This is a genomic window from Pedobacter sp. R-06 (assembly GCF_049913135.1).
Taxonomy (GTDB): Bacteria; Bacteroidota; Bacteroidia; order Sphingobacteriales; family Sphingobacteriaceae; genus Pedobacter.
Genome location: NZ_CP183977.1, coordinates 2,451,887 through 2,470,602 on the forward strand (window position 1 = coordinate 2,451,887; position 18,716 = coordinate 2,470,602).

The following is an 18,716-nucleotide window of genomic DNA, read 5'->3' on the forward strand; positions in this document are numbered from 1 at the left end:
TACATATATAAATTAATAAGTAACTAAAGCAAAACAATGTACCCTGCTGTCCAGGACAGCAGCGCACGAACAAGAAATATCTAACCAGATTTAAACCTAAACTAAAATTACAATGAGTGTTAAAATTATAATATCCAAATTAACTGGTGTTGCCATGTTAATTTTTTTCAGCGTTATTCTAGGCTGCTCGAAAGATTCTTCAGAAGCAAAACAGGACATTGTCCACAAGGAAAAACTTTTGGTAAATAAAAGTATGGCAGTGGCTGCCGCTCAAGCTTATCCAAGCAACATCAATACCAGTTTTAATCACCCCGATGGTTCATATTCTTACAGTGAAGCAAGTAGCGATTTCGGCATGGCTGCCCTGACAGGCTGGAATGAAGACCGTGCCTACATATCAGGTGGGTGGGCCAGGGCAACCTTGGCTCCAAACTCCGTGTCCAACGGACTTATCGCCGGTGCAGACCTATCTGATGGTTCTGCATATGAGGCAACGTTTAAGGTTCGTTTTCATAGTCAGTTCGATTGGAGTAGGGGAGGAAAGGTAGGTTTTGGCTTTCTTATAGGGGAAGGCAATACGGGCTGTGATATTGCTACCGATGGAAATGGAGGAAGTCTGCGATTAATGTGGTATAATAATGGTAGCAGGGTCTATTTTCAACCTTATGTTTATCATAGAGATATGGCTGGTCCCTGTGGAGATACCTTTGGAAGATCTTATCCGACAAGCGGAAGCCTTGTCAAAGGAAATACCTATACGGTACATCTTTATGTGAAAAGTAATACCGGGTCTACTAAAAATGGCTGGGTACAGGTACTTATAAATGGTGAAACAGTATTAGATCAGTCTATTCGCTGGACGACAAACGATGCGCAGCGCCTAATCAAGCGACTATCCTTCCATAATTTCAGGGGTGGAAAGGATGTTGCTGTCTGGGGTTCCAGTCAGACCAGTTACATTTACTTTGATGATTTAGTAGTAAACAAAATTCAATAGCATTTAGATGGTGAAGCTTGATCACCATCTAAATCTTTTAAAACAATAAGTTAGATAAATACCACTACCAGAAAGAAATTCAGCACAGCCAATTAATAATTAGATATGACCGGCAATAACGGAAGTTGATTTTCGATGATTTAACGATAAGTTTCAGCAGAGCAGATTCCATTGAGCTTTTGTGAAAAATAGCAAGAATGAATTGCGTAAGCCACTGCCCTAACTGAATGGCCAGTGCTTTATCGTGGGTACATTTTTTTGTAAATAAATTTTTAGTGGTATTGTTTCTTTAATTATCAACTTTGACCAAACGGAAAAGGAATTATGACTATTTTAAAGCAATTGAGGGAAAACTTATATTAAATGCTATTCAGTTAAGAAAGTTTATTAGCAAATTTAAGCCTTGTGGAACCCAATTGATTGTATGGTTTTGCATTAGCAACAAGCAAAAAATAATTCGTTTATTAATTATATATGAAAAAAATAGCCAGATATCTTGTTGTCCTCAGTTTCTTTCTGTCATCCGATATAGCATTTGCACAAAAAACAATGCGGCTAAATGCTGGCTGGGAATTTCTTAAACATGATTTAGGAGGTATATGGGAAGCTGTCCGTCCCATCGGTTTAGGAAATCCTGAATCCGTTCCATTATGGGAAAATGTGAATTTACCACATTGCGTTAATGCTACAGATGCGGTGGATCCTGATGTGAATTATTATCAGGGACCTGCGTGGTACCGCACTTCACTAAAGATTGAAAATCCTTATCAAAATGGTAGAACCATTTTGCATTTCGAAGGTGCTGGTCAAAAAACAGAGGTTTATGTGTACACGACAAAAGTTGCAATTCATGTAGGCGGTTACGATGAATGGACGGCTGATATTACAGATGCGGTTGCCGCATTTAAAAAAGAGGAAGTTTACCAAAAGCAATTTAAAGGGCAAGTGCCGGTCTCGATCCGTACGGATAATTCAAGAGATTTGGAAATGATTCCCTCGGATCTTTCAGACTTTAATGTTTATGGAGGGATTTACCGCTATTTAAACCTGGTTTATGCCCCACCGCTCTCTGTTGAAAAAATGTTTGCCAAGGCTGAAGTGGACGCGCAGGGAAAATTTGGAAAATTAAATGTGAGCGGAAGATTTTATAATCCTGCAGACCTAGAAAATGCTACTATTCATCTTAAATTGATCGACCCAAAAGGAAAGGTTGTTGCACAGCAGGAAAAAAAACTCAATAATTTAAATGGCGATACTGAGTTATGGAGCTTGCAGATCAATAAGCCGCAATTATGGTCGACAGATAAACCCTTGCAGTATCGTCTGCTTTATGATCTCGTTTCATCCACAGGCAGTTATAAGAGTGAAGAGAAAATAGGTTTTAGAAACATCAATTTTGCAGAGAAAGGCCCTTTCAGTTTAAATGGAAATCGTTTGCTCTTGCGTGGTACCCATCGGCACGAAGACCATGCAGGCGTTGCGGCAGCAATGAGCGAGGAAATGATTCGCACTGAAATGCAGATGATGAAGGATATGGGCGTGAATTTTATCCGACTGGGGCATTATCAGCAATCGAGAATTGTGTTGAACCTCTGTGATAGTTTGGGCATCCTTGTATGGGAAGAAATCCCCTGGTGCCGGGGTGGTTTAGGTGGCGAAACTTATAAAAAACAAGCCAGAAACATGCTTACAAACATGATTGAGCAGCATTATAACCATCCTTCTATCATTATCTGGGGCTTGGGAAATGAAAATGATTGGCCAGGTGATTTTGCTGAATTTGATAAAGAAAAAATCAGAACCTTTATGAAAGAACTTAATGGACTCTCCCATAAACTGGATTTATCCAGGTATACTGCAATCCGGCGATGCGATTTTTGTGCAGATATTGTTGATGTATATTCTCCATCCATCTGGGCGGGTTGGTACCGTGGTGCCTATACCGATTATAAAAAGGTTTCTCAAGATGAATTTGCTAAAGTTAAGCGCTTTTTACATGTAGAATGGGGGGGCGATAGCCATGCCATGCGACATTCAGAAAATCCTGATAAAGCCCTAAGTAAAATTAAAACCGGTGAAAGCGCTGACGAGCGGGCAGGTGACGCTTCATTATTCGGGGGTGCCGCAAGAATATCCAAAGATGGCGATTGGAGTGAATCCTACATCACCAATTTAATTGATTGGCACCTTAAAGAACAGGAAAACATGTCTTGGCTGAGTGGTACGGCCTACTGGCCATTCAAAGATTTTTCAACCCCTGTTCGTCCTGATAATCCGGTGCCTTACATGAACCAGAAGGGTGTTGTTGAAAGAGATTTCACTAAAAAAGAAGCCTATTATGTTTTTCAATCGTATTGGACAGATAAACCGATGGTTCATATCTATGGGCATAGCTGGCCGGTACGCTGGGGTGAGCAGGGAGAGGAAAAAATGGTAAAAGTTTATGCTAACTGTACGCACGCAGAAATATTTTTGAACGGTAAGAGCTTTGGGACAAAGAAAAGAAACAGCCAGGATTTCCCCGCTGCGGGTTTACGTTGGAACCTTCCGTTTCTTAAAGGGGAAAATACAGTTAAGGTCGTAGCTAAAAAAGGTAAGGTTACGGTAAGCGATGAAATAAAATTTATCTATCAAACAGAGAAATGGACTAAAGCCGCTAAAATGACCTTAACCAAAATAAATGAGGAGGCAGATGTTGCAACCTTGGAGGTTAAGCTTTTTGATGAAGCCGGGATACAATGTCTGGATGCAACAAACTGGGTAAATTTTGGATTAACGGGGGATGGAAGATTAATTGATGACTTGGGAACATCTTCCGGTTCGAGAAAAGTGCAGGCTTACAATGGCAGAGCAATTATCAAAGTGAAACTAAACAAAGGCAAAAGTGTAGCTTCTGTAAAATCTGATGACATTCCAACCGTTTTCATAACCATGTAGATGATGAAAAGGATATCAATAATTTTAGTCCAAACTGTTTTTTATCTAGCATTAAGTTCATTTTCTAATACTATTATAGATTTGGAAAATGCACCTGTAGATTTCAAAAGGAAAGCTAGTATTTTGCTTAAAAGGCAAATTTTAAGCCAGGCAAAATGGGCAATGGAACAAGAGCCGATTACCATCACCGCATCATCTTCGCCTAGAAGTGCTGGTGGCAAACATGATTTTTTTTCGGAAGCAGATTACTTCTGGCCCGACCCGAAAAATCCGGATGGACCTTATATCAATCGAGATGGATTAACGAACCCGGATAATTTTGTCGAGCATAGGAAGGCTATGATTCGTTTTAGTAAAATCATCGGTGCATTGGCGTCAGCCTATAAAATAACAGGCAATGAAAGTTATGTAAACCATGCGGTTAAACATTTTCAGGCATGGTTTATCAATCCTGAAACCTTAATGAATCCAAATCTTCTGTTTGCCCAGGCAGTAAAAGGCAGATTTACCGGAAGAAATTATGGTATTATCGATACCATTCACTTAATGGAAGTTGCCCAGGGTGCTTTGGTGATGGAAGACGCAAAGGCATTTGATAAGTCTGTCTCCAGTGGAATTAAAAAATGGTTTACCAGTTATACGTTGTGGCTGAATACTTCCAAACCGGGCATACAGGAAAAGACAGTTAAAAATAATCACGCCACGTGCTGGGCGATGCAAGTGGCATCTTTCGCTAAATTATGTAAAGATGAGCCAACCCTCGATTCGTTGCGCATTAGGTATAAAACAATCTTACTGCCCAATCAAATGGATATAGATGGTAGTTTTCCTTTAGAAATGGCCAGAACGAAACCCTATGGATACTCGATTTTTAACCTTGATGCGATGGTGATGCTTTGCCAGATTTTGTCCATTCCAAATGATGATCTGTGGAATTTTAAAACAGCAGATGGAAAATCGATCCGCAAAGGCCTGGATTATCTTTATCCTTTTATAGCCGAAAAAAATAAATGGCCTCTAAAAGCCGATGTAATGTATTGGGAAAACTGGCCTGTTGCACAACCCTTTTTAATTTTCGGAGCGGTTCAGTTTAATCAGCATGAATGGTATTCCAACTGGGAAAAACTAGACCATGCACCTCAAGTAGAAGAAGTTGTTAGGAATTTACCCATTCGCAATCCTTTAATATGGTTATAAATATGAATTTAAAAAATAAGATAACGTTATGTTGTTTGTTATTGGCTGGCTCAGCAAATGCTCAGAAAGTTAACGTAATGCAGGCTTTTGCAGCAGCAGCAAAACAAACTGACGTTTTGGTTAAAAATGTTGACTCGGCACGTCTGGTTAAACCCAGTCTGGTATCTCCACGAACCGTAGAAAAGGGGCAGTTTAAAATGGTTGCATCGAGAGATTGGACAAGTGGATTTTTTCCGGCAGAACTCTGGTATTTTTATGAATACACAAAAGATAAAAAGTGGCTTGATCTTGCCAAGAAATATACTGCAGATATCAGGAAAGAACAATACAATCGTGGTACCCACGATTTGGGTTTTATGATTTACTGCCCGTTCGGAAATGGCTACCGCCTAACCAAAGATACTGCATACAGAGCAGTCATCATTCAGGCGGCTAAATCGCTTTCCACCCGTTTCAACAAGACTGCCGGAGTGCTAAAATCATGGGATCACAATGGTGATAAATGGAAATATCCGGTAATTATTGATAATATGATGAATCTTGAATTGCTGTTTGAAGCGACCAAAATGACGGGTGATTCATCCTTTTATAAAATTGCTGTGTCCCATGCAGATAATACTATTAAAAATCATTTTCGCTCCGATTTCAGTTCTTATCACGTAGTTGATTATGATACAATCAAGGCAGGGCATATTCTTCAGAAAATAACTGCTCAGGGTTATGCAAACGAATCGGCATGGGCCCGTGGTCAGGCATGGGCTTTATATGGATACACATTATGTTTTAGAGAAACAAAAAACAATAAATACTTATCTCAGGCAGATGGAATTGCAGGTTTTATACTGAATAACAAAATTACACCCGCAGACGGTATTCCGTATTGGGATTACGACGACCCTGGTATTCCAAATGTTTCCCGGGATGCTTCCGCTGCAGCAATCACCGCTTCTGCGCTTTATGAGCTCGCAAAATATAGTGTGAAAGGCAAAAAATATAAAGCCTCAGCTGATAAAATTTTATCTAGCCTCAACCTAAAATATACCAGTAAATTTGGTGATAATTATGGCTTCATTCTCGAGCATAGTACCGGGCATCTTCCCGCAAAATCAGAAATTGATGTGCCCATAAATTATGCTGATTATTATTATCTGGAAGCGCTTTTGAGGAGTAAGTAATATGAGAAAACTATTGGGTTTCGTGGTGTTGCGCTACCAATGACGTAATCCTTTCCTACCAAAGCTTCCATCTTTAAACTGAATTAAGGTTAACAAAATTAGCCCTGCAGTCTGAAAACGTCAAGATGCTCGATAATAGAATGTCCTGTTAATCAAGTGATTATATATAATTCAGTGAGTTCTTTAATTCCAGAATTACTCACCAAATCACACACTTTTAATATGAGATTCGGTGAGTATTTTGGCTTTTCCACCAAAACAAAAAGCATACAATCATTTGATTTGCAAGATTTTACGTAGTTTTGATACTATTTTCTGTGGTCCCGCTAGGATTGGCTCAGCCCGCAATATCCCGAACCCAGGCCAACGCTGCTGTTCGAATCCGAGCCGGAATAAAACAAAAAAACCTCACATTTCTGTGAGGTTTCTTGTGATCCCGCTGGGATTCGAACCCAGGACCACTACATTAAAAGTGTAATGCTCTACCAGCTGAGCTACGGAATCTACTTTGCTTAAAACGTTATCCGTTTCCTTTAAAGTGGTGCAAATATAGGGTTATGAAGCATTTCCTGCAAATAAAAAATGGCCAAATGTGTTAGTGTATTGATTTATAGGCGAATTAATTATTTAGCTTCTCTTTTTTAAACTTAATTGATATTTTTATCGCTCCTAATTTAATATCAATCATGCATAGATTTCTTTCTGCTTTGTTTTTTTTGCCGCTTCTCTTTATACTTTCTTGTCAATCCAACCACGCTAAAGAAGAACAGGATAAACACAAGCAAGATTCTTTAGCTTCATGCGAAAAAAATATGCCAAGCCGTTTTGGTGCAGTAAAAGATTCTTCAAGTTTTGCTTCCAACAACAAAGTAAGTCATGAAGGCATGGTTTTAATTCCGGCAGGCGAGTTTGCCATGGGTGCTTCTGATAAAGAGGGTAGAGATGATGAATACCCACAACATCGGGTTAAAGTTTCTTCCTTCTGGATTGATGCTACCGAAGTAACCAATGCCAGTTTTAAAAAGTTTGTTGATGCAACCGGGTATGTGACTACGGCCGAACGTAAACCAGATTGGGAAGAAATGAAAAAACAGCTTCCGGAAGGTACACCAAAACCGCCCGACAGTGTTTTTGTTGCAGCATCTTTGGTTTTCTACCAGCCTAAAAGTGTTACCTCTTTAAACGATGCATCACAATGGTGGCGTTGGGTTAAAGGCGCCAATTGGAAACACCCTCATGGCCCTGGCAGCGATATTAAAGGAAAAGAAAACTTTCCGGTGGTACATGTATCCTGGGATGATGCCATGGCCTATTGTAAATGGTCGGGTAAACGGTTGCCAACTGAGGCAGAGTGGGAGTACGCCGCGAGAGGTGCTTTGAAAAATGAAAAATATCCATGGGGGAATGAAGATATAGAAAAAGGTAAAGTAAAAGCCAATACCTGGCAGGGAAGCTTTCCGGTTAAAAACACCAATTGGGATGGTTTTAATGGTTTAGCAGCAGTGAAAAAATTTAAACCGAATGGTTATGGACTTTATGATATGGCAGGCAACGTTTGGGAGTGGTGCAGCGATTGGTACCGCCCAGATTATTATAGCAAGCTTTCAGGGTTGAGCACCGATCCTAAAGGTCCGTCGGATAGCTACGATCCTATGGAGCCGACTATACCTAAAAGAGTGGTAAGGGGTGGTTCTTTTATGTGTAATGCCTCTTATTGTAAAGGTTACCGGGTAACTTCGAGAATGAAAACTTCTGTTGATACAGGCTTAGAGCATACCGGTTTTAGGTGCGTAAGCTCCAACTAAAGCCCTTTTCTGTTAAAGTTAAAATTACGCAAACGTTTGACCCTTATTTTATTAAATATTATTGTTTAGTTTGGCCCGAACAAATTAAACCGAACCAAAACTTTATGCAACAAACAACTAAACCTGGTCAAACGCAAGGGCCTAAACCACTTATTATCATTTGTGCCCTATTCTTTATTTTTGGCTTTGTAACCTGGGCAAACGGAACATTAATTCCTTTCTTTAAATTATCTTTCGGCTTATCAAACTTACAGGCATTCTTCGTAACCTTTGCATCGTACATGGCTTACTTCTTTTTAGCACTGCCATCATCGTGGATCCTTAAAAAAGTTGGCTTTAAAAATGGAATTGTTTTAGGCTTGGTTATTTTAGGCCTTGGTTCTTTGATATTTATACCTGCGGCTCAAACCAGGACATTTGGCTTGTTTTTAACCGGAATTTTTGTTCAGGGTGCAGCATTAGCTTTGTTGCAAACCGCATCAAACCCGTACTTAACCATTATAGGTCCTATAGAAAGTGCTGCAAAACGGATCAGTATTGCGGGTATCTGTAATAAATTTGCCGGAATGATTGTGCCTTTGATTATGGGTAGTCTGTTTTTGAAAAATGCTTCAGAAGTAGAGAAACAGATCAAAGCTGCTACCGGCGCTGTTCACGAGCAGTTATTAAATGATGTTTTAGGCCGTGTAAATATGCCTTACATTGTTTTGGCAATCGTTTTCTGTCTTTTTGCCGTTTTTATTAAATTCACCAACCTTCCAGAAGTTGAAGTAGAAGAAGATGTGATCGACGAAAGCAAAGGGGAAGTAGTAAAACATACAAGTATCTTTCAGTTCCCACACTTATTCCTGGGTGCACTTTGTATTTTTGTATATGTAGGCGCAGAGGTTATGGCTGGCGATATTATCGGTATTTATGGTCGCGAGCTAGGTATTAGCGCAGAAATTAGCGGGAAGTTAACCTCTATTACGCTTTTTAGTATGTTAATCGGTTATATTATCGGTATTGTTACGATTCCAAAATACATCTCTCAGCAAAAAGCCCTTAGAATCTGTGCTATTTTAGGCATCATATTTACCGTTTTATCTTTTGCTATTTCCAGTTGGTTCGCGGTGATTTTTGTAGCCTTACTGGGTTTGGCCAATTCATTAATGTGGCCGGCAATTTTCCCACTGGGCATTAGCCACCTGGGTAAATTTACCAAAATCGGTTCGGCGATTATGATTATGGGGATTGCAGGCGGTGCCTTAATGCCTTTATTATATGCTTTCTTAAATGAAAAATTACATATTAACTTTCAGCTGGCCTATCTTTTAACCGTATTACCATGTTACTTGTACATTCTGTATTTTGCTATAAAAGGCCATAAAGCAGGATTGAATTTGAAATAACCAAAACCAAATAAATTTTATGATTAAGCCCGGTCTTTAATTAGATTGGGCTTTCTTTTGTCCTTAATTTTCAGTTATTTTGGCAAAATTATTAAGAGAATATATCATTTGTTATAATTCCGTTCCAAATGTTGTCAGGTTGAGCTTGTCGAAACGCTGAGAGACATTTTAAAAGGTCCTTCGACAGGCTCAGGATGACAATTCTATATTTATGATATATGCTCAAATTACCATACTCATATCTCAATAATGAATAAAGCTATTTTTCTAGACCGTGATGGTGTACTCAATCACGAAATATATGATTACATCTGCCGTGTTGAAGATTTTAAAATCCTGGATTACCAGATTCCGGTATTAAAAAAACTATTTGATGAAGGTTATCTCTTAATTGTAATTACCAACCAGGGCGGTATTGCCTTAAAACGTTATACCGAGCAAGAACTGGCCATTATGCACCAAATGCTCCGCAATGCTTTTGTGGCTAAAGGAGCCGATATTGCAGGTTTTTATTATTGCCCGCACCATCCCACGGTTGGCGGAGAATGCAAGTGCAGAAAACCTGCTTCGGGAATGATTTTAGATGCGATTGACATGTACGATATCGACCCGGCACAATCTGTTATGATCGGCGATAAGCCAAGAGACGTAGAGGCCGCAAATGGGGCAGGAGTAAAGGGCATCCTGATCGAACCTGATGAGCAGATCAGTTATGAGAAGATAAAGGAAGTTCTTAGTCGTGAGTCTTTAGTTTAGTGTCTTTTATCATTTGGGCGTTTTAACACGCTGTACACTATATCTTTTTGGCTGTCCTTCGACTACGATCTCCACAGGAGTCCTTTGGACAGGATGACAGCCAAAAAGGATGCCGTTTCCATCGTTAACGCAGAATCATTTTACAGAATTTCTAAACTGGCAAAAGAACTTTTATTACTGCCACCCAGCCCTGATTGAAATTGCATTCCGGTATTCGATTAATTTATCTTGATCGAAAATTCACCGGAATATAATGGAAAGCAGGACTACAGAAACCTACGAGCACTGTTTCTGCGCTCCAAAAAAAAATCGCAATAACTTACGAGTTTAGAAAGAGAGAAAGCGGATGAATAACTTCGTTAGTCAGAAGCTTATGAAATTCTAATACGCTTTTTCCTACCTCATACTTACGAAATCCTGCCAGGCTCAGCCCATTGAGATTTCGTAAGGTGCCCTGGCCACCTAGCCCTGATTGAAATGGCATTCCGGTATTCGACTAATTTATCTTTATCGAAAATTCACCGGAATATAATGGAAAGCAGGACTACAGAAACCTACGAGCACTGTTCCTGCGCTCCAAAAAAAATCGCAATGACTTACGGGTTTAGAAAGAGAAGAAGCGGATGAATAACTTCGTAAGTCAGCAGCTTCTGGAATTCTAATACGCTTTTCCCTACCTCATACTTACGAAATCCTGCCAGGCTCAGTCCATTGAGATTTCGTAAGGTGCCTATGAAACAAAAAATCCTAAGTTTTGAACCGGAAATCCGACTCAAGACTTAGGACTCTAAAGACTCTCGCCTTTTTAATTCTTATTTTCCAGCAGCTTTAGCGTGGTCGGCTAAAAATGTAGCTAAACCGCTATCTGTTAGTGGGTGTTTTAATAAACCTACAATTGCAGCCAACGGTGCCGTAATTACATCAGCACCTAATTTAGCACAGTTTACAATGTGTAATGGTCCGCGGATTGATGCAGCTAAAATCTGAGTTTCGTAGCCGTAGTTATCAAAAATGGTTCTAATATCTTCGATCAATACTAAACCGTCGCTAGAAATATCATCTAAACGGCCTAAGAACGGAGAAACATAAGTAGCTCCGGCTTTAGCAGCCAATAAAGCCTGTCCGGCAGAGAAAATTAAAGTACAGTTGGTTTTAATTCCTTTTGACGAGAAATATTTAATGGCTTTAACACCATCTTTAATCATCGGAACTTTTACTACGATTTTAGGGTTTAAAGCGGCTAAAGCTTCACCTTCTTTAACAATCTCATCGAAAGTAGTAGCAATAACTTCAGCACTTACGTTATCATCAACAATATCGCAGATCGCTTTGTAGTGGTTGATTACATTTTGTTCGCCAGTAATACCTTCTTTCGCCATTAAGCTAGGGTTGGTGGTTACGCCATCTAAAATGCCAAGATCTTGCGCTTCTTTGATTTGATCAAGATTTGCTGTGTCAATAAAAAATTTCATGGTTATAAATTCTTAAATATTTGAGTTTTTATGGTTGAACCCTGAAGAATTTAGTTCCCCCTTCAGGGGATTAAGGGAAAAGAAAAAAGGGCAAGCACCTTCTATCGCACCGCTACAACCTTCTACCCTTGCTGTGTTCCCACCCTGGGGGAGTTCAAAGGGAGCTGGTCGTAAAAGACTTGCCCGGCCACAAAGGTAGAAAAAGAAGTTGTTACACAAAATGCATTTTTGTATTTTTTTTCTCTTTTAGGCTATGTAGCTGATTAGTAAATTAATAAAATTGAAATGTGTATTTTTAGATTACAGCAGGAAATACAGGATAAACAATTTTTTAGATATACTATTCGTATATGAATTAAATATTCACAAATAAATCATGTAATTAAAACGATTTATGACGGAATTTAGTAGAAAAAGCGCATTTATTGTATAATATTATCATTATAAATTTGGCAAATATTTATTGATATCATTATCATTTTTTTAATCTAAAAGCTTTAAATTACTTAAGAACTAAAATTTTTCTAAAAATCGTGTCAACTCTGTAATTTAAAATTTGTTTTTCGTATCTTAGTGTTTCCTATACACTAACAACTAACGAGCAAAGAATGGAACCAAACAGTGGATTGTACGATGCGCAATTTGAACACGATGCCTGCGGTATTGGGTTCGTTGCACATGTGAAAGGGCGAAAATCGCATCAAATCATCTCTGATGCACTTACTATTTTAGAGAATCTAGATCATAGGGGGGCATGTGGAGCAGAACCAAATACAGGCGATGGTGCAGGTATTATGATTCAGATTCCTCACGAATTTTTTTACGACGAATGTTTAAAAGCTGGCTTTAGCCTACCTGAAACCAATAATTATGGTGTAGGTATGTTATTTATGCCAAAAGATATCAGATCGAGAGAAGAGTGCAGAGAATTGATTTACCGTGCCGCCGAAAAATTAGGCCTGGAAATTTTAGGTTTTAGAAAAGTTGATGTTGATACAACAGATATCGGCAATATGGCCCTTTCTGTTGAACCAGAAATTGAGCAGGTATTTATTGCTCGTCCTTATGCAGTAGCGCCGGGGGCAGATTTCGAACGTAAACTTTATATTTTTAAAAATTACCTGATTAAACTGATCGTAAACACTGTTCATGGTGGTAAAGATTTTTATATTGTTTCGCTTTCTGCGCAAACCATTATATATAAGGGTCAGCTTACTTCTTTACAGGTACGTACATACTTCACCGACCTGACCGATAAGCGCATGGTTTCTGCTTTAGGTTTAGTCCACTCACGTTTTGCAACCAATACTTTCCCTTCGTGGAGATTGGCCCAGCCATTCCGCTTTATTGCACATAACGGTGAGATCAACACTTTACAGGGAAATTTAAACTGGTTTAGGGCAGGCGTTAAGTCTTTTGCTTCGGCTTACTTTACACCGGAAGAATTAGATATGTTATTGCCTGTAATTGACGAAACCAATTCAGATTCAGGCTGTTTAGATAATGTTATTGAACTGTTACTTCACTCAGGAAGAACCCTGCCTCATGTATTGATGATGTTGGTGCCGGAAGCCTGGGATGGTAACGAAGATATGGATCCGGTTAAGAGGGCATTCTACGAATTTCATGCTACTTTAATGGAGCCATGGGATGGACCTGCAGCTATTGCTTTTACCGACGGTAAATTAATAGGTGCTACTTTAGACCGTAATGGTCTTCGTCCTTCACGTTATGCCATTACCTCTGATGACCGTGTAATTATGGGTTCTGAGGCCGGCGCATTAGCTATCGACCAAAGTACTGTAATCGAAAAAGGCCGTTTAACGCCAGGCAAAATGTTCGTGGTGGATATGGAGCAGGGTAGAATTATCAGTGATAACGAAATTAAAGAAGAAGTTTGCGGTAAAAGCCCTTATGCCGATTGGATTAATCAATACCAGATCCGTTTAGAGGAATTGCCTGAGCCACGTGTAATGTTCACCGGCTTATCTACAGAGTCTATTTTTAAATATCAACAGGTTTTTGGTTACAGCAGGGAAGATGTAGATCTTTTGCTTAAACCTATGGCCATTGAAGGTAAAGAACCAATCGGTTCGATGGGTACCGATACACCATTGGCTATTTTATCAAAACGTCCCCAGCATTTATCTTCTTATTTTAAGCAGTTATTTGCACAGGTAACCAACCCGCCGATTGATCCGATCAGGGAGAAAGTGGTAATGAGTTTGGCCAGTTTTATGGGTAGCATGGGTAACTTGTTGGAAGAAACCCCAAAACAGGCACACTGTGTAGCCATTAAACACCCTATTTTAACCAATCAGGAATTAGAGAAGTTAAGAAGTATTGATACAGGTGTTTTCCAGGCGAAAACTTTACAGACATATTTCAGGGCCGATGGCAAGCCTGGTGCTATGGCAAAAGCCTTAGACCGTTTATGCCGTTATGCGGTTGATGCCGTTGAAGATGGTTTCCAGGTAATTGTATTAACTGATAGGGCTATTGACTCTGAGCATGCTGCAATGCCTTCTTTACTGGCCGTTTCTGCCGTACACCATCACTTGATCCGCAAAGGATACCGTGGGGCTGTGGGTATTGTGATCGAAGCTGGCGATATCTGGGAGGTACATCATTTCGCCACATTACTGGGCTTTGGTGTTACTGCAATTAACCCTTACCTGGCTTTAGAAACCATTAATGAATTTAAAGAAGAATCGGGCTTATCAACAGAGCAGCTTACCAAAAACTATATCTACGCGGTAAATAGCGGTTTACTTAAAATTTTCTCTAAAATGGGAATCTCAACCCTGCAATCATACCAGGGTGCGCAGATTTTCGAGATTTTAGGTTTAAATAAACAAGTAGTGAATACTTATTTCACCGGTGCGGTTTCACGTATTGGTGGCCTGGGACTGGATGAAATTGCAAGAGAAACCTTAATTAAACATCACCGCAGTTTTGGTCCGTTAACAGAAACCGAAAACCTGTTGCCGGCAGGTGGAACTTATAAATTCCGCCGTAAAGGTGAAGCGCATTTGTTTAACCCGCAAACCATTCACTTGCTGCAGAACGCAACACGTAAAAACGATTACAATATTTTCAAGCAGTACTCTAAACTGGTAAACGAGCAAACACAACAAGCTTATACCATCCGTGGATTGTTCGAATTTAACTATAGCCGCCCGTCAGTACCTTTAAATGAGGTAGAATCTACCGAGGCAATCTTAAAAAGATTTGCAACAGGAGCGATGTCTTTTGGTTCAATTTCTCATGAGGCACACTCTACTTTAGCCATCGCCATGAACCGTATAGGTGGAAAGAGCAATACCGGAGAGGGTGGTGAAGATGAAATGCGTTATACTAAATTGCCAAATGGCGATAGCATGCGCTCGGCAATTAAACAAGTGGCCTCTGCACGTTTTGGTGTAACCAGTTACTACTTAACCAATGCGGATGAGTTACAGATTAAAATGGCTCAAGGTGCTAAACCAGGAGAGGGTGGTCAATTACCAGGGCACAAAGTGGATGACTGGATTGCAAAAGTTCGTCACTCTACACCAGGGGTTGGTTTAATTTCTCCTCCGCCTCATCATGATATTTATTCGATCGAAGATTTAGCACAGTTAATTTTTGATTTGAAAAATGCTAACCGTGCAGCAAGGATCAATGTGAAATTGGTTTCGAAAGCTGGCGTAGGTACTATTGCCGCAGGTGTTGCCAAAGCACATGCCGATGTGATTCTGGTATCTGGTTTTGACGGTGGAACAGGAGCATCTCCTTTAACCTCGATCCAACATGCTGGTTTACCATGGGAGTTAGGTTTGGCAGAAGCACACCAAACTTTGGTAAAAAACAAATTGCGTAACCGTATCGTGTTACAAACAGATGGTCAGCTTAAAACTGGTAGGGATATCGCTATCGCTGCATTATTAGGTGCTGAAGAATGGGGTGTTGCAACAGCAGCCCTGGTAACATCAGGTTGTATTATGATGCGTAAATGCCATTTAAATACTTGTCCGGTTGGTGTGGCAACACAAGATCCGGAATTAAGAAAACTATTTACCGGTGATGCCGACCATGTAGTGAACTTATTTTATTTCCTTGCTGAAGAATTACGTGAGATTATGGCTGAATTAGGTTTCAGAACCATCAACGAAATGATCGGTCAGGCTGATATTTTAAAAGTACGCGAATTGCCTGCTGAAGACTGGAAATTGAAACACCTTGATTTATCGGCGATATTATATAAAGCAGAAGAAAATGGCTTGCCTTTATTCAATACTGAAGGCCAGGATCACGGTCTTGATCATGTTTTAGATCATAAATTAATTGCTGCTGCACAACCTGCTATTGATCATAACGAACCGGTTTTTGCCAGTTTCGATGTAAAAAATACCGACCGTGCACTGGGTACCATGTTATCAAATGAAATTTCGAAAGTTCATTTAGGCGCTGGTTTGCCTCCAGACACGATCAACTTTAAATTTGTTGGTTCGGCCGGACAGAGTTTCGGTGCTTTCAATACCCGTGGGGTAACGTTGTCATTAGAAGGTGAAGCGAACGATTATGTGGGTAAAGGATTATCGGGCGCAAGGTTAGCCATTTATCCTTTCTCAAACTCAACTTTTATCCCTGAGCAAAATATCATTATCGGTAACGTAGCCCTTTATGGTGCAACTTCTGGTGAGTTATTTGCCCGTGGTAAAGCAGGCGAGCGTTTCGCCGTACGTAACTCTGGTGCAACAGCTGTTGTTGAAGGAGTGGGCGATCACGGTTGCGAGTACATGACAGGTGGTGAAGTGTTGATTCTTGGTGATACCGGAAGTAATTTTGCTGCCGGTATGAGTGGCGGTGTGGCCTGGATTTATGATGCCAATGGAACTTTTGCACGCAAATGCAATAAAGAGATGGTTGACCTGGATCCATTACAAGCTGAAGATGAAGAGCGTATTTTAGCTTTACTTAAAACACATATCCGCTTAACGGACAGTAGAGTAGCTGAGTTTATCTTAAGCGACTGGAAAACGCAATCTGCTCATTTCGTAAAAGTATTCCCTAAAGAATACAAAGCAGTTTTAAGCAAACGTAATCAACAAGTAAAAACACACTAGGCCATGGGAAAAGTAACAGGATTTCAAGAATACGATAGAGTTGCGCCCACCAGAGAAGAGGCTGCAACACGTGTAAAGCACTACGGTGAATTTTTAAATAATTTACCTTCACAAGAATTAAACAATCAAGCTGCCCGTTGTATGGATTGCGGCGTACCTTTCTGCCAGTCAGGCTGCCCATTGGGTAACGTGATACCAGAATTTAACGACGCCGTTTATCAAGGTAAATGGGAATTAGCTGCAAATATTTTATTAAGCACCAATAATTTCCCTGAATTTACAGGCAGGATTTGCCCTGCACCATGCGAATCTGCATGTGTATTAGGGATTAACCGCCCGCCGGTTTCTATCGAGGAAATTGAAAAACACATCATCGAAATCGCTTTCGAAAAAGGATTTATCAAAGCAAAAGCACCATTAATCAGAACTGGTAAAAAAGTAGCTGTAATTGGTTCAGGTCCTGCGGGCTTAGCTGCTGCTGCTCAGTTAAATAAGGTTGGACACGAAGTTACCGTTTTCGAGCGTGACGATGCGCCAGGTGGTTTATTGAGGTACGGTATTCCTGATTTCAAACTACAGAAAAATGTAGTGGATCGCCGCATCGATTTAATGAAAGAAGAAGGCATTATTTTTAAATGTAATGCCAATGTAGGCGAAAATGTTGAGATAGGTACATTGTTACGCGATTTCAACGCCATTGTATTGGCTGGTGGTTCAACTATTCCACGCGATTTACCAATTGACGGCCGTTCTGCTAAAGGGGTTCACTTTGCAATGGATTTCTTGAAACAACAAAATAAACGTGTAGCGAGCAGAGCCGTTGAGGCGGAAGATATTATGGCTACCGGTAAAAATGTAATTGTAATTGGTGGTGGCGATACCGGATCTGACTGTATTGGTACTTCAAACCGTCATGGGGCGAAATCGGTTACACAGTTTGAGATTATGCCAATGCCGCCACAGGCACGTAACGAGCATATGCCTTGGCCAAATTACCCGATGTTGCTAAAAAATACTTCTTCTCACGAGGAAGGTGCACAAAGGGCTTGGTCGGTAAATACTAAAAACTTTATTGCTGATGAAAAGGGAAATCTTAAAGCATTAAAAGTAGTTGATGTAGAATGGGAAATTGATGCAAACGGACGTCCGGTTACTTTTAAAGAAGTAGCTGGTACCGAAAGAGATCTTCCATGCGAACTGGTACTTTTAGCAATGGGTTTCTTACACCCTCAAAAAGAAGGTTTAATTGAGAAATTAGGAGTGGAATTGGATAACCGCGGAAACGTAAAGGCATCTGAACACACCTACCAAACCAATATTGCTAAAATTTTTGCCGCAGGTGATGTTCGCCGCGGACAATCATTAGTAGTTTGGGCCATTTCAGAAGGTAGAGAGGCTGCCCGTAAGGTAGACGAATACCTGATGGGAACAACTAAACTGGCATCGAAAGATGCAGTTGCGTACGCTTAGTAGGTTTTAAATTCTATATTTTTAGGGTCGTGGTGCAAACCACGACCTTTTTGTTTTAATAAATCTTAGTTAATTCTCTGCCACGGAGGCACTGAGCTTATGCCTTTAAGAAATATCGTCCTCGTTTGATAACGAGGATGCAAGAGAATGGCGATTTTATCGCCACTAGAATTCTTATTAAGCATTAGAAATGCGAACCTTGCTAATCTTCGTTATAAAAGAGAACTATTTGCAGACGTTTAATCATCAATTAACTTTCTGACACGGAAATACTGAATTTAGTGAGCTTAACCTTGTCATAGCGAGCTTACAGCTAGCAAGTTTTAGTGCGGTCGTCATGCTGAATTTATTTCAGCATCTATCATAGTTTAGTTGTTGATAATCTTTCGACACGGAAACCCGTTTCTG

General features: G+C 40.0%; 10 protein-coding genes, 1 tRNA gene and 1 other RNA gene. 9 read left to right on the forward strand and 3 right to left on the reverse strand.

All coding sequences use genetic code 11. The features are described 5' to 3' along the window. Window positions 1–112: 112 nt before the first annotated feature. The 4 genes from ACN9MR_RS09990 to ACN9MR_RS10005 all read left to right on the forward strand — a co-directional run bounded on the left by ACN9MR_RS09990 (window position 113) and on the right by ACN9MR_RS10005 (window position 6,306). Window positions 113–997: a polysaccharide lyase gene (locus ACN9MR_RS09990; protein ID WP_426329557.1), complete on the forward strand. Its 885-nt coding sequence runs from the start codon at window positions 113–115 to the stop codon at window positions 995–997. Window positions 998–1,471: 474 nt separating this feature from the next. Next, window positions 1,472–3,934 (forward strand): glycoside hydrolase family 2 TIM barrel-domain containing protein, encoded by a 2,463-nt coding sequence (locus ACN9MR_RS09995; RefSeq protein ID WP_426329558.1) that lies wholly within the window; start codon window positions 1,472–1,474, stop codon window positions 3,932–3,934. Window positions 3,935–4,015: 81 nt separating this feature from the next. Beyond that, complete coding sequence (locus ACN9MR_RS10000; RefSeq protein ID WP_426329559.1) at window positions 4,016–5,131, forward strand: alginate lyase family protein; 1,116 nt, start codon at window positions 4,016–4,018, stop codon at window positions 5,129–5,131. 2 nt (window positions 5,132–5,133) lie between these two features. Then, window positions 5,134–6,306, forward strand: a complete 1,173-nt coding sequence (locus ACN9MR_RS10005; protein WP_426329560.1) for a glycoside hydrolase family 88 protein — start codon at window positions 5,134–5,136, stop codon at window positions 6,304–6,306. A gap of 431 nt (window positions 6,307–6,737) precedes the next feature. On the opposite strand, the gene ACN9MR_RS10010 is transcribed toward ACN9MR_RS10005, so the two are convergent. Then, window positions 6,738–6,810: transfer RNA gene (locus tag ACN9MR_RS10010), tRNA-Lys, on the reverse strand. A 182-nt stretch (window positions 6,811–6,992) separates the two neighbouring features. Here ACN9MR_RS10010 and ACN9MR_RS10015 point away from each other — a divergent pair. From ACN9MR_RS10015 to ACN9MR_RS10025, 3 genes are all read left to right on the forward strand, one after another. After that, the gene (locus ACN9MR_RS10015; protein WP_426329561.1) at window positions 6,993–8,111 is read left to right on the forward strand and encodes a formylglycine-generating enzyme family protein; all 1,119 of its coding nucleotides are present in this window, start codon (window positions 6,993–6,995) and stop codon (window positions 8,109–8,111) included. A 104-nt stretch (window positions 8,112–8,215) separates the two neighbouring features. After that, window positions 8,216–9,502, forward strand: coding sequence for a sugar MFS transporter (locus ACN9MR_RS10020; protein ID WP_057934408.1), 1,287 nt, complete (start codon window positions 8,216–8,218; stop codon window positions 9,500–9,502). A gap of 249 nt (window positions 9,503–9,751) precedes the next feature. Then, window positions 9,752–10,258 carry a D-glycero-alpha-D-manno-heptose-1,7-bisphosphate 7-phosphatase gene (locus tag ACN9MR_RS10025; RefSeq protein ID WP_086546192.1) on the forward strand — a complete coding sequence of 169 codons (507 nt, stop codon included), beginning with the start codon at window positions 9,752–9,754 and terminating at the stop codon, window positions 10,256–10,258. Between the two features lie 812 nt (window positions 10,259–11,070). Here the strand turns inward: ACN9MR_RS10025 and fsa are convergent. Beyond that, window positions 11,071–11,730 carry a fructose-6-phosphate aldolase gene (gene fsa, locus ACN9MR_RS10030; RefSeq protein ID WP_025141909.1) on the reverse strand — a complete coding sequence of 220 codons (660 nt, stop codon included), beginning with the start codon at window positions 11,728–11,730 and terminating at the stop codon, window positions 11,071–11,073. 85 nt (window positions 11,731–11,815) lie between these two features. Continuing rightward, window positions 11,816–11,915, reverse strand: an RNA gene (ffs, locus tag ACN9MR_RS10035) — signal recognition particle sRNA small type. A gap of 423 nt (window positions 11,916–12,338) precedes the next feature. On the opposite strand from ffs, the gene gltB reads away from it, so the two are divergent. Beyond that, window positions 12,339–16,838 (forward strand): glutamate synthase large subunit, encoded by a 4,500-nt coding sequence (gene gltB / locus ACN9MR_RS10040; RefSeq protein WP_426329562.1) that lies wholly within the window; start codon window positions 12,339–12,341, stop codon window positions 16,836–16,838. Between the two features lie 3 nt (window positions 16,839–16,841). Continuing rightward, window positions 16,842–18,308 carry a glutamate synthase subunit beta gene (locus ACN9MR_RS10045; protein ID WP_426329563.1) on the forward strand — a complete coding sequence of 489 codons (1,467 nt, stop codon included), beginning with the start codon at window positions 16,842–16,844 and terminating at the stop codon, window positions 18,306–18,308. Window positions 18,309–18,716: the final 408 nt, after the last annotated feature.

What these genes read in the sequence shown, in the direction of transcription:
- gltB (WP_426329562.1), top strand. Translation starts at nt 12,339, where the DNA reads ATGGAACCAAACAGTGGATTGTACGATGCGCAATTTGAACACGATGCC.
- fsa (WP_025141909.1), bottom strand. Translation starts at nt 11,730, where the DNA reads ATGAAATTTTTTATTGACACAGCAAATCTTGATCAAATCAAAGAAGCG.
- ACN9MR_RS10045 (WP_426329563.1), top strand. Translation starts at nt 16,842, where the DNA reads ATGGGAAAAGTAACAGGATTTCAAGAATACGATAGAGTTGCGCCCACC.
- ACN9MR_RS10025 (WP_086546192.1), top strand. Translation starts at nt 9,752, where the DNA reads ATGAATAAAGCTATTTTTCTAGACCGTGATGGTGTACTCAATCACGAA.
- ACN9MR_RS09990 (WP_426329557.1), top strand. Translation starts at nt 113, where the DNA reads ATGAGTGTTAAAATTATAATATCCAAATTAACTGGTGTTGCCATGTTA.
- ACN9MR_RS10015 (WP_426329561.1), top strand. Translation starts at nt 6,993, where the DNA reads ATGCATAGATTTCTTTCTGCTTTGTTTTTTTTGCCGCTTCTCTTTATA.
- ACN9MR_RS10020 (WP_057934408.1), top strand. Translation starts at nt 8,216, where the DNA reads ATGCAACAAACAACTAAACCTGGTCAAACGCAAGGGCCTAAACCACTT.
- ACN9MR_RS10005 (WP_426329560.1), top strand. Translation starts at nt 5,134, where the DNA reads ATGAATTTAAAAAATAAGATAACGTTATGTTGTTTGTTATTGGCTGGC.
- ACN9MR_RS09995 (WP_426329558.1), top strand. Translation starts at nt 1,472, where the DNA reads ATGAAAAAAATAGCCAGATATCTTGTTGTCCTCAGTTTCTTTCTGTCA.